This is a genomic window from uncultured Veillonella sp. (genome assembly GCF_905209685.1).
Taxonomy (GTDB): Bacteria; Bacillota; Negativicutes; order Veillonellales; family Veillonellaceae; genus Veillonella.
Genome location: NZ_CAJLUB010000039.1, coordinates 1 through 12,984 on the forward strand (window position 1 = coordinate 1; position 12,984 = coordinate 12,984).

General features: G+C 41.0%; 11 protein-coding genes. 1 reads left to right on the forward strand and 10 read right to left on the reverse strand.

Features of this window, described 5'->3' with window-relative positions:
* Positions 1-217 precede the first annotated feature (217 nt).
* Positions 218-730 carry a pyridoxamine 5'-phosphate oxidase family protein gene (locus QZ055_RS04465; protein WP_295824929.1) on the reverse strand — a complete coding sequence of 171 codons (513 nt, stop codon included), beginning with the start codon at positions 728-730 and terminating at the stop codon, positions 218-220.
* Between the two features lie 280 nt (positions 731-1,010).
* Here QZ055_RS04465 and QZ055_RS04470 point away from each other — a divergent pair, with 280 nt between their 5' ends.
* Positions 1,011-2,453 carry an amino acid permease gene (locus tag QZ055_RS04470; protein WP_295824930.1) on the forward strand — a complete coding sequence of 481 codons (1,443 nt, stop codon included), beginning with the start codon at positions 1,011-1,013 and terminating at the stop codon, positions 2,451-2,453.
* A gap of 32 nt (positions 2,454-2,485) precedes the next feature.
* On the opposite strand, the gene QZ055_RS04475 is transcribed toward QZ055_RS04470, so the two are convergent.
* From QZ055_RS04475 to dnaX, 9 genes are all read right to left on the reverse strand, one after another.
* Positions 2,486-3,058, reverse strand: a complete 573-nt coding sequence (locus tag QZ055_RS04475; protein WP_295824931.1) for an immunity protein YezG family protein — start codon at positions 3,056-3,058, stop codon at positions 2,486-2,488.
* A gap of 82 nt (positions 3,059-3,140) precedes the next feature.
* The gene (locus QZ055_RS04480) at positions 3,141-4,037 is read right to left on the reverse strand and encodes a hypothetical protein (RefSeq protein WP_295824932.1); all 897 of its coding nucleotides are present in this window, start codon (positions 4,035-4,037) and stop codon (positions 3,141-3,143) included.
* Positions 4,038-4,158: 121 nt separating this feature from the next.
* On the reverse strand, positions 4,159-5,283 hold the full coding sequence (locus tag QZ055_RS04485) for a cation diffusion facilitator family transporter (RefSeq protein ID WP_295824933.1): 1,125 nt from the start codon (positions 5,281-5,283) through the stop codon (positions 4,159-4,161).
* A 238-nt stretch (positions 5,284-5,521) separates the two neighbouring features.
* Entirely contained in the window at positions 5,522-6,526 is a 1,005-nt protein-coding gene (locus QZ055_RS04490) for an RluA family pseudouridine synthase (protein ID WP_295824934.1), read from the reverse strand.
* The gene (locus QZ055_RS04495) at positions 6,526-9,114 is read right to left on the reverse strand and encodes a 3'-5' exonuclease (protein ID WP_295824935.1); all 2,589 of its coding nucleotides are present in this window, start codon (positions 9,112-9,114) and stop codon (positions 6,526-6,528) included. The genes QZ055_RS04490 and QZ055_RS04495 overlap by 1 nt, the downstream gene beginning before the upstream one ends.
* 9 nt (positions 9,115-9,123) lie before the next feature.
* Positions 9,124-9,378, reverse strand: coding sequence for a hypothetical protein (locus QZ055_RS04500; protein WP_005385224.1), 255 nt, complete (start codon positions 9,376-9,378; stop codon positions 9,124-9,126).
* 1 nt (position 9,379) lies between these two features.
* Complete coding sequence (gene recR / locus QZ055_RS04505) at positions 9,380-9,976, reverse strand: recombination mediator RecR (RefSeq protein ID WP_004694915.1); 597 nt, start codon at positions 9,974-9,976, stop codon at positions 9,380-9,382.
* Positions 9,977-10,306 carry a YbaB/EbfC family nucleoid-associated protein gene (locus QZ055_RS04510; protein ID WP_008602262.1) on the reverse strand — a complete coding sequence of 110 codons (330 nt, stop codon included), beginning with the start codon at positions 10,304-10,306 and terminating at the stop codon, positions 9,977-9,979.
* A 123-nt stretch (positions 10,307-10,429) separates the two neighbouring features.
* Positions 10,430-12,984, reverse strand: a 2,555-nt coding sequence (gene dnaX, locus QZ055_RS04515; RefSeq protein ID WP_295824936.1) for a DNA polymerase III subunit gamma/tau, incomplete at its 5' end; no start/stop codon positions are given.

A 12,984-nucleotide genomic window follows, 5' to 3' on the forward strand; every position in this document is an offset into this window, starting at 1 on the left:
AAATTTATAATATACTCCACACATATAATGATATATTTTCTTATTTATATCAAAAATAGGTCCCCTGTTCTGTTGCCCTAGCTACTTCATAAAACTTTTATCTGTTCTTTTGTGAAAGCATCGTCACAACCAAATGATGTATCTAATGCTTAGGTTCAATATAAAAAATCCTACTGAACGCTATATCATAATAGAGTTCAATAGGATTGTTGTGTCATTATTTAATTAATGGCGGCATAATAGTATCTTCTTCAAGTTGTCTTCGTCTTTTTGCAGTATAGTCCACCACTTTAATTTGAACTACGCCTACAGAGTTTACCATGGCTTCCGTAAAAGCAAATTCACGATTTGTTTGATGGTCCATCAAAACTTGTAATCCATGAGCCTTTTCATCAATACTTTCTAAATAAGTCGCCACCCCTCGTCCCATGACACTGGAATAAACTGAACTATATTTACAAGGCATATCTCCACCTGAAACAAGTGCCTCATCGCTACCATCAATTTCAATAAATACATGTGGATTCGCTTGAATCAAACTAAACTTTTTCCCCTCATAATGGCCATGTACATAAATATAAAGTACTTCATCTATAAATTCATATCCAAAATGTAGGGGTACTACGTAAGGGTAATCATTATCCATCATGCCCAGGTGAATGATACGAGTACTATTTAAAATGCCCTTAATTTCATCTATATCTGTAACCTTGCGATCTTGTCGTCTCATATAGTCTCCACAGTTTTACGTAAAATATAATCTATGTATCATTATAGCAAATTTTCGATATCATATATGAAAAAGTATTATTTTGAAGGTATAAACAACTACTCTTTACTTATAAATAATACTATTTCTAATATATGTCTACTGTATAAATACATTTGACTTTTTACAATAGATACTGTATTATAAGAAAATAGTTTTATAGATTCTATAGATTATAAAAGCTATGGTCATCCATGGCTTTTTATATTTGTAGATAGTTTGTAGAAAAGAGGTCTTTACTATGTCTGATACGCATCAGTTAAAACGGGGCCTTAAGAACCGGCACGTACAGTTGCTCGCCATCGGCGGTGCCATCGGTACAGGCTTGTTCTTAGGCTCCGGCCGTGCCATTCACTTGGCAGGTCCATCCATTATTTTCGCCTACCTTATTACAGGTATTATCTGCTTCTTCATCATGAGAGCATTAGGCGAATTGTTATTATCCAACTTGAATCACCACTCCTTTATCGATTTCGTAGAAGATTATTTAGGTGATCGAGCAGCCTTTATCACAGGATGGACATACTGGTTCTGTTGGCTTTCACTAGCCATGGCCGATTTAACAGCCGTAGGCCTCTATATGCAGTTCTGGATACCGTGGCTGCCTCAATGGATACCCGCCCTTGTCGTCTTAGTGGCATTGCTATTAATGAACTTAACAGCTGTAAAATACTTCGGTGAAATGGAGTTCTGGTTTGCCTTGATTAAGGTAATTGCCATCATCTCCCTCATTATCATCGGTATCATCATGATTGTCACAGGCTTTACTACAGATGCGGGTGTTGCCGCTTTTAGTAATATGTGGAATTATGGTGGCTGGTTCCCGAACGGAACGATGGGCTTTATCTTATCATTCCAAATGGTTGTTTTCGCTTTCACAGGCATCGAGCTCGTAGGTTTGACAGCTGGTGAAACAGAAGATCCTGAAAAGGTTATTCCTATGGCGATTAATAACATCCCATTACGCATTATTTTGTTCTATGTGGGCTCTTTGGCCATCATCATGAGCATTTACCCTTGGACAGCCGTTAACCCATCTGCTAGTCCATTTGTAGCCGTGTTTACAGCAGTTGGTATTGCAGCCGCTGCAGGTATCGTAAACTTCGTAGTTCTTACATCTGCTGCATCTGCTACAAACTCTGGTATCTTTAGTACAGGCCGCATGATTTACGCCCTTGCTAAACGCGGCCATGCGCCAAGCTCTATGCGTCGCTTAACGCACAGCAGCGTACCATACCAAGCAACAATCTTCTCTGCTGCGGTACTATTGATTACGGTTGTCCTCAACTATGTCATGCCAGAAGCAGTATTCGTTATGATTACTTCTATCTCTACATTCTGCTTCATCTTTATTTGGGCTATGATGGTTATTTGTCACCTCAAATATCGCAAGAAAAATCCTGAATTAGCGGCACAATCTAAATTTAAAATGCCTCTATTCCCTGTGATGAACTACATCATCCTTGCATTCTTTGTTTTCATCTTAGGCATTCTCGCCTTAAACGAAGACACTCGAATTGCCCTCTTATTTACACCAATTTGGTTCGTTATCCTCTGGGCCTTCTACTCCATGCTTAATACGGACGATGAAGATGCTCTTAGCGAAGAACTTATCGAAATGGCTGGTGTAAAAGAAATTTACAAAAAACCTAAAAAAGATGATTCTGACGATTACATCATCTAACACAAAAGCCCGTGCATAGCACGGGCTTTTTATTACTTCATAGTAGGGAAGTTTTGTTGTTCATATTGTTGTTGATAAGCTGGTAGATTTCTTGTATCTTCACCATAATTGAAGATCGTCTTAGTACGATATCCGCCTTGGGTAATGATAAGATCAATGGAGGATGGTACCTCTTGACCATTCTGTTGTAAATGGTTTACCAATTCTTGTAACGCTTCAACTTGGCGCAAAGAACCAGTCATATATTTGCTTTTAGATAGGCCTGTATTTCTAATGACTTGGCCATTATAGACTTGACCATTTTTATCTGTGTAATAGAAACGTACAGCTGCTTTATCTCCTGTAGGCACTGCTTTAATATAGATGGTCTTCCAATTCTTCTTAATCATCACTCTCGTAGCATCAGCTAACTTATTGGATAAACGTTGTGTTTCTTTATTGGTAGACTTGGATACACCATTAACCTGTTGAATTTCATCATTCATAGGCATTTCAATAGGTGATACTATAGAATCTTGTTGTACCTTCTTCGCATCTGCAGGCTGCACCGCCAACACACCAACGGCCGCCATTACAGCTAGTGTTGTAAGAGCAAATTTCTTCATTCTATCTCTCCTCATATAGGATTCCCTAAACAAATTATATTTTATACAATATATTATATTCACTTAGTGCATAAATTTCAAGTTAGTCTAACTTTGTAGAACTTGTATTCTTAATTACCTGATTCCAATGTTCAAATCTTTCAGTATTATAATTCATATCCATATATTTGATATTGAAGGAATCTATAGACTTCAAGTTATTATAAAACTCCATCTCATCTGTATTAGTATTCCAGAATACCATCATATTTTCATATATAGGTATACCATAATACTGTTCAGCTTTTAAAAATTCAAATGGTAAATTCATGTTAGGCTTCGCATAGTTAAGAGGACTAACAGTAAGCAAATAGGTATCGCCTGCCTTACCATTCATGTATAAATCTCTAGGAATTAAAGAGTCTGATATTACTTTATCCTTCTTTATACCATGTTTACTAACATTCTTATTTTGAACAGAAATCGAGTCTGTATTCACTATTTTGCTAGCAGATAAATCAGGACTTAAGATATATTTAGCGCTCCCATTAGAAGCTATAATTTTACCATCTATATAGTCTAGTGAAGCGGAGAATTTATCGAATTCATATCCAATAACATTAGAGCTTAAAGATGTATCATTAATCTTAAAAATTAATAGTGAATACAAATTCATATTTGAAATTGCAGCATTAGAACGTGCAAGCAGATATAATTCATCATTAACGATAAGAGAGTCGAAAATATAGCAGTTATATTCTGTCATAATAGGCAATACATTAACAACATAGGATTCAGAGTAATTGCTTGCATTTATAACTGTCACGGTTGCATTAGGATTACGATTAAGATCAACTGTAATATTTTTCTCTAGAATTACCCCTTGTTTCGACAAAATACGTGTCTCATTTCTCGTACCACTAAAGTGCAAAGCACACAAAACAAGAATAAGGAAAACAATAAAACTTACAATATAATGTTTCTTTATCCACCGTAACATAGAATCACCATCTCTCTTACTTATAGTATAGCTAAATCTATCAACTAGTAAAAGAAAAGGCTTTAACCATTTCTTGGCGAAATTTATTTCGTCGATTATCGGTTAAAGCCTTTTTATTCTATTAGTTACTAAAGTCTGTATCTACAATAGCAAATTGTACATAGTCAGGGCAGCGTTTTTGCATTTCTGCTTTAATTTTTTCTAATGTACCATGTGGATCTTCTTCGTCAAAGTCAAAGATAATATCGTAGTAGATAACTTTCTTCTCTTCGTGTACGTAAAAGGCATGTACTTGTACAACATGTGTATATAAGCTTACAACTTGGTCAAGAGCTTGTCTAATTTCAAGCACTTCCACACTTGGTTGGTTTTCAGCATAGACGCCAACGGTCATATTAATACCAAATTTTTTATAAAGATGAACAGCAATACCTTTTGTCAAAGGATGAATATCAGCCATAGTCATCGTATCTGGTACGGTAATATGTACAGAGCCAATTGTTTCACCAGGTCCGTAGCTATTCAAAACCAAGTCATATACACCACCTACATTTGGATGTTGAGCGATGGTTTCTTTAATATCACGGATTAAGTTATCATCTGCACGAACACCAAGCAAGTGATTATACATTTCTTTTAAAATGTCATAAGCAGCTTTCAAAATCAAAACAGAGATCACTGCACCAACATAACCTTGAATATCAAAGTTAAAGAAGAATACTAAGCCTGCAGATACTAATGTGGCAAAGGTAATTACCGCATCAAAGAGCGCATCTATACCAGACGCTACAAGCGCATCAGATTTGTATTTCTCGCCTTGTGCCTTGATATAGCGGCCCATCACAACTTTCACCACAATCGCAACGGCGATGATAATGAGGCTTGGAATATCAAAGGTAGACACCTCAGGATGAAGAATTTTATCAATAGATTCTTTAAGAGATCCGATACCTGCACCAAGGATGATGAAGGCAATTGCCATGGTAGTCATATATTCTATGCGACCATGTCCAAATGGATGCTCCTTATCGGCCCCTTTAGCGGCTAATTTTGTACCAACGATAGTCAATACAGAGGACAATACATCCGTTAAGTTGTTCACCGCATCAAGGATGATAGCGATGGAGTTAGACGCAAGGCCTACAATCATTTTAAAGATAACGAGAACGACGTTACCTATAATACCTTTTATACTGGCAAGCGTAATTCCCCGATTACGTGCTGCACTATTTTCTTGCAAAATCATACTACACCTCTTACATTCATTTCACTAAGCTACAAATCGAAGCCTATCGATTTATCTATGTTCTTATTATAGCTTATCGATTATCATTTGTCATTATTTTTTTTGAAAAATTTTTATAAAATCATTGCAATTACTGAATTATCAATAATTCTCAATTCTCAATTAGAATGTTTGATGTATTGTGACTTCACAATATATAGGACAGATTTATTGTTAACAATTATGTAATCAGATCAAATTACGCGGTAACCGTAATACGCTCCCCTGTGCGCATGTGTGTAAATACTACCTTCTGAGCACGCAATTGGAAGGGCTGCCCCGTTGGTTGTGCACCGTATAATGTATCCCCTACAAGAGGGTGACCTATATGGCTGAAAGCTACACGAATTTGATGTGTTTTCCCTGTGTACAAACGAACTAAAACCTCAGTATATCCACATTTTGATGAGTTATGCACAGATTTGTCCACATTTACACCATGTTTATCCACATTTTGTAATTCTATATCCACATTTTCTTGAGCTATATCCACAGATTTTACCAACTTATGCACAGAGTTATCCACAGGCTGTGAAGAATGTCTACATAGGACGGAAAAATCGGTACGCGTTTCCTTCCCCTTTGGATTGACTTCATAATGAATACCATCAGTACTACGATCCATAGGTAATACTAAAGAGTCTTCATCAGCTTCTACAATACCTTCAACAGTGGCCATATACCACTTTTCAAAGGTATTATCGTCCATTTGCTGTTGATAAAGACTTTGGGCTAAACCGCTTTTAGCAATCACGATACAGCCCGTCGTATCTCTATCTAAGCGATTCAAGAAACGAACCTTCCGCTTAATACCATTCTCTTTAAAATAGTATGCTACACCATTAGCAAGAGATACTTGGTCTTTAGAGTTTACTGTCACACCAGCAGGCTTATCTACAATGAGGAGATCATCATCTTCATATAGGATATGTAGATCCATTTCAATTGGTTCGTAATCGATTTTTTCCTTCGCCATAGCAATCCAAATCTCATCACCTTCGGAGATAACATCCTTTGGCGTTGCCTTATGACCGTTGATGTGGATTAGTTTTTCCTCAAATAGCTTGACTAAGGACTTTCGAGGATATTTAGTATCTAGTACCGCACCAAGTGTAATATCTTGTTTCTCGCTATGTGTAGCCTCTATATCTGCAGCTGTTACGGTCCACAAAATATCATCTGGACGATGTGTTTTTCGGGCCATTAGTATCTCCTTTCTACGAGCTCAGGGTCTCGTGGCATATAGTTAAGTAGCGAGCTTGGTTGAACAGCTCGGCCACGTATATTCGTTTGTTCAAAGGTAATAGTCAGCTCTTGTTTAGGTCGTGTAATAGCCACATAGAACAAGCGCTTTTCTTCGTCTTCACGACCTTCTGCAATAGCAAAAGGACTAGGGAAGGTTCCTTCATTGAGGCCTGCCAAGAACACGTGGTCAAACTCGCTACCTTTAGCTTGGTGGATGGTAATGATTGGAATGCGATCTTCATTGCGTACCTGTTGGGCAGGCTCACCGGCTGTAAGGGCCGCCATCTGCAAGATTTGATTTAATCGAGCTAACCCGGCTGGGCCTTCATAGGCTGCATCTAGTTTTTCCATGATGCGATATAGATCCCGTATATGCTCTACCTTCGCCGATTCCCCATGGGATTTGTAGTACTCTAGAACCCCCATTTGGTTCATAATGTACGCCAATAACTTCGTTGGCAATTCCGTATAGGCCTTTCTCCGCAAGGTCGCCATTTGGGACGCAATATTGGTGAAAGCCGCTTTATATTTGTTAATCGCCACCATACGGCCTGTTGTGGTAGGCACGATATTTTCTTTCACCGCATAGATTAAAAGCTGTGCAGTGGCCAAGATATCGTCCATCGCATTGTGCGTAGGCTCATGATGGATAGGGAACTCGGATGCTAGGAAGCCCAATTTATGATTTGGCAAATTAGGGTAAAAACGACGATAAATATCTAAGGTATCATAAATCGCCTTGAACTGAGGATTTCCTAAATTATGACGTGCCAATTCGTTGGTAAAGATGGTCACATCATAATTTACATTGTGACCTACGATGATAGCACCCTTAGAGAATTCCTTAAAGGCTTGTAGCACCGTAGCTGGGTCTTCGCCGTGCTCTTGTAAATACGCATCGGAGAAGCCATGCACCTCTTCGGATTGTCCCACAGGCACACCGGGGTTGATAAAGCGTTCAAAGGTCTCTAACACTTGTCCATTTTCATCGATACGAATGGCTGCAATTTGAATGATGCGGTCTTGGGACGTATCGGTACCAGTACTTTCCACATCGTATACTACAACCTCATGATTCTCTAAGCCACTAACGAGTTTTGCATAAGGCTCTGCCTCAAAGATAGGCATATCCATAAAGTCTGTTAATTTTAAGCCTACTTGACGAGTTTCTGGGCTTTCAATAGCGGCGATACGAGCGTCACCGATGCCAGCAACATAACGTTTAATAATCCGCTTAACGCTAACGGAGTCGTTCGGGTTCATGAGCAATTTGAAGTAAGCCATAACGTCCTTAATTTCTTGACGTCTAAAGAATTTGAACTCGTCGATAATCATAAAGTGACGGCGTTCCTCTTCAGGCTTTTCGCTGTTCAGGCGTTCAAAGGAGTCGCTCAGACGCTGCGCCTTTTTATTATCCCGTACTAAAACGCTAATGTTAGCATCCTTTGGCAAGGCGCAGATAGCTTCGTAAATATAGCGGCCCTCTAAATAACTGTTTTTACAGCCTTTAATGAGGACGGGCTTACCCTTTCTTTCACTATTGGCACGAGGCAATTCAATATAGATGGAACCGACCAGATCAGGGAACATATTTTGCAATGTTTTGAAAGCCATCGTAAAGAGCGTCCAGTTAGAGCGATAGTTTTCATAAAAAATAATTTTTAAAGGCTTAAAGTCCGCATCAAATTGCTTGAGCAAGCGGAACGGATCAGACCCACGCCATTCGTATATGGTTTGGAAATAGTCACCACATAAGAGAACGTGATTACCTTCCCAGAGCATTTCGAGAACCTTATACTCTAGTACACCTGTATCTTGCATTTCGTCTACCGAAATATAATTGTAACGGCTACGCCAACGCTCCCGAACTACAGGGTCTTGGAATAGACGATGAACACCACAGATAAGGTCCGTAAAATCTAGACCGTGCACAGAAGCTAAGCTTTCATCATAAGCAGCAATCCATTCGTGACCATGGTTCAAGAAGTCATGGAGTTCACTATACAAAACATTGCCAAAGCTAGAGAACTGTTGCTCAATAGCAGGACGTTGTTCCTTTTGTAAACGCTCAATAGTTTGTTTATAATCGCCTACGAGATCATCAGAATAGAACCCATATAAGGAGCGATATTCTTTTACCATACTGATGATGTTGGCAAAGGACATTTCTCGCAATTTACCTGGACGATACGGTTCAAACAATTCCTTGCAATCCTCTTCGTCAAAGATGGTTACGTCTGTATATAAGGTTTCATTGCGCTTGCCCTCTTGTTGGAGCACGAAAAAGCAAAAGCTGTGGAACGTACTAATCTCCACAGCCTTTGCAGGACTGCCTACGAGCGATTGAATGCGGTCTTTCATCTCGTTTGCCGCCTTGTTCGTAAAGGTCATACACAAGATATTCTCCGCCTTCGCATAGCCGCCCTCGATGAGGTGAGCCACTCGATAAGCAAGTGTATTCGTTTTTCCCGTCCCAGCGGACGCTAACAAGAGGATATTCTGTTCAACTTCATCAATAACGCGTTGTTGTTCACGATTGATAAGCATGAGGTCCTCCTATTTTAAAAAGCCGTACCATCCGGCAGCAATGAGCATTGGAATAGGGCCTAGAATTGCTGTTAAAGCCCATACGCCCAAACCAATATCCATAGGAATATTGAGGATATGAACGCATACTAAATACGTCAAAATACCAGTTACTGCATTCATAGCCACTCGTTTAATGGTGAAAAATGCTACTTTGAAAGCAATGTAGGCTACAGCAACGGATACAACCGCCGAAATAATCGGTGATGCTAATAAAGCTCCCATATTATCCTTTCATTTCTTGGCGGTTCACTACGGCACCGCCTAATGTTAATTCATCGGCATATTCGATATCGCCACCCACAGGAACACCGCGGGCAATACGCGTTACCTTAATGCCACTTGGGCTTAACAAGCGCGCCAAATAGAGAGCTGTCGCTTCCCCTTCTACGTCTGGGTCAGTAGCGAGAATAACCTCTTGTACGACACCATCACGAAGGCGGGCAATCAATTCTTTTACGCGAATATCGTCAGCACCGATGCCCTCCATAGGGGACAAAGCGCCTTCCAACACGTGATATAAGCCCTTATAATCACCACTGCGCTCGATAGCAATCACATCGCGAGATGTTTCAACGACCATAATCGTCGTTTGATCCCGGTTTGGATTGCTACAGAATTCGCATGGATCTTGAGCTGATAAGTTAAAGCAAATAGAACAGTGACGCGTAGCCCCCTTCGCTTCTACGATGGTTTCCACGAGACGGTCTACCTCTTCCTTCGGCATTTCTACCAAATGATAGGCCAAGCGTCTAGCCGACTTGGAGCCGATACCCGGTAAGCGGCGCAGCTGCTCTACGAGCCGTTCTAAAGCGTTTGTCATTTAGAATAAACCTGTTGGCAAGTTAAGACCACCAGTGACTTTGCCCATTTCTTGAGCCAAGAGGTCGTCTACTTTTTTGCTAGCTTCGTTTACAGCAGCCATTACTAAATCTTCTAACATTTCTACGTCTTCAGGATCAACTGCAGTTGGGTTCAATTTCAAAGACTCGATGATTTTTTCACCGTTCATTACAACTGTTACAGCACCGCCACCAACGGAAGCCTCTACTGTACGAGTTTTTAATTCTTCTTGCATTTTCTTCATATCTGCTTGCATTTTTTGAACTTTTTTCATCATGCCAGCCATATTGCCCATACCTTTACCAAACATTGTATTTCCTCCTTTTAGGACCTTGTCCTTACTAACTGTCTATGCCCATAACTCTAACATGCGACATAGATTTTAACATATGTGTCACCTACGGCCTTAGGACCAACAGGTATACTCAAAAATTTATTCTTCGATGACCTCGACGATAATGTCGTGGTCTTCAGATAATTTCTCTAATGTTTCTGCCAAGAGAGGATTGTTTCGCTCCTCTTCCGTCATATGCTCTGGATCCCATGCGTATTCACGAGCCACCGTCACGCTATCGATGGGCGCTACTTCAATAGGTGCTTGTGAAAGCATATCATGATCATCACTTTGATAAGGGGTTCCCTGTTGTTCGCCCCCATCAGACTTTGGGACAGATTCTACCTCAATATGCGCACCGCTATCCATAGGGCGTTCTAAGACTTCCCCATCATCGCTAATAACAGTGACACTATCTAATGGATGTGGCGGCATATCATCTAGAGATGATACATAGGCTTCCTCCATATCGTCTACAGGCACATCATCAAAGGAATGAACTGGAATATCATCCCCTTCAATAGAACCTGCTAAAGACTCGATAGGAATCTCCCCATCTGGTACCTGTACCATAGAACCGCCATCAAAGGATGTAATTGGTACATCTGAACCTGCTTTTGCTGCTGTAGTCTCACTCGTGCCAGCGCTAGTTGCATCACTTACTGCTGCACCGCCTGTTTTCTTCGCTAAGAATGCTAAGGCTGCCGCCTTTGCTGCATCTACCGCTGCAGAATCAGGCTTACTAGATTGTTCGTCAGTGATTGAACCGTCAACCTGTACATTGCCTTGTGACGCGCTACTACCTTGAGCTCTATTAGCTCCTGCTGAGCTATTTTCCACTGGTGCATTATTAGTTCCTTGTGGTGCTGATGGATTTGTTAAATCCATTTGCGTTGGTTGACCGCCAGAGGTCTTCTGCACATCAACCATTGGTTCTGGTGGACGTTTCGGCGCTTTTACTTGGCGCTGCGTCGTACTACCAGAGGCCTTTTTATAGTCTTTGTAGACTTGTGTAAGGGCATCAACAATCTCTACATGTACTGGATAGCCCAGTGTATAGGTGAAAGCATCTGCCGCTTCTGCCAAGTTAACTTCGTTGGTCATCACATTGAGGTGCAATGTATTTTTAAAGGCCATTACCGCTTTACTTTGGTCTACGTATACCAGCTGACCTTGACCGATAACGGTAGAGGTCATATTGCGATTGCTATCCTTCAAATATTTAATGACATTGGCCTGTACATTGCGATACTCTTGAGCCGATAAGATTTGATCACTAATAATAGCCTGCGTACTAACACCTTTTTTACCACGTCCTGTGGCTTGTTTCCTCGTAGGTCGTTGTGGCTCACTCCCAGTACTTGGTGGTGGCGCCATCCCAACACCGCCCATCGGTGGAGGAGCCATGCCCACTCCATTCATAGGAGGTGGTGTGCTACCAGGCGCTCCTAGCGGTGGAGGCGTCATGCCTACATTCGTAGGTGGTGGTGTCATTCCTACGCCACTTGGAGGTGGTACTGTACCAACAGTAGCATTTTGTTCACTACTCATTGGAGTACTCTGTACAGTAGCAGTATGATCTACAGGAACAAAGCTATTGGCATAACCACTTGGCGGGCCAAAAGCATTGGCACCGTAAGCAGGTGCAGTTGCGACAGCTGGGCCTCGTTGTTCTAATTGAGCCATGCGGTTCAATAAATCATTCCGTTCAGATCTTTCTGAAGACTCTAATGCGTACACACGGTCTTCTAAGCTTTCATCAACAGAGCCTAATTTAGCACAAAGCACTAAAAGGCCCATTTCAATGATAGTTCGTGGATTATCCACTTGTTTTGCATCATTCATGATGGATTGCACACTGCGCACATATTGATTAAGCTCATTAAAATCGATGCTTTCAGCTTGAGCTAAAAACTCAGCCTTAAAGGCATCATACACCTTGAGCTCATCCGCATCAGGTGCGACCTTACCAACTAATAAGGCCCGCACGTGCTGAATGAGGGCTTCCATAATCTGCGTCGCATCACGACCTTCTGCTAAGGCATCGTGGATATAGGACAACAATTTGGGACCATCCCCGTTGCGCAACGCATCCAGGAAGTGAATAATCCATTCTTTGCTAACAAGACCGATCAGTTCTTCTACTACTCGGGGCGTAATAGTACCTGTTGCCATACCGGCACATTGGTCTAAGATACTCAACGCATCGCGCAAACCGCCGTCTGCATGGACAGCGATGAGTTGTGCTGCTGCAGGATCTAAGCCAAAGCCTTCCTTTTCCGCTACATAGGATAAACGCTGTGCGATATCATCAGACGTAATGCGTCTAAAGGTATAGCGCTGACAACGAGACACAATAGTAACAGGCAATTTTTCAATTTCTGTAGTAGCAAAGATAAACATAACGTGAGCCGGTGGCTCTTCGATAGTTTTTAAAAGCGCATTCCACGCCTCAGTTGTGAGCATATGTGCTTCGTCGATGATGAACACCTTTTTACGGCCTTCAACTGGCATGAATTTGACGCTTTCACGAAGGGCACGTACCTCATCGATACCACGATTAGATGCAGCGTCGATTTCAAGAACATCCATGGACTGGCCGCTCAAAATCGATTTACAAGCACTACACTCGTTACAAGGATGATCCGTTGGCC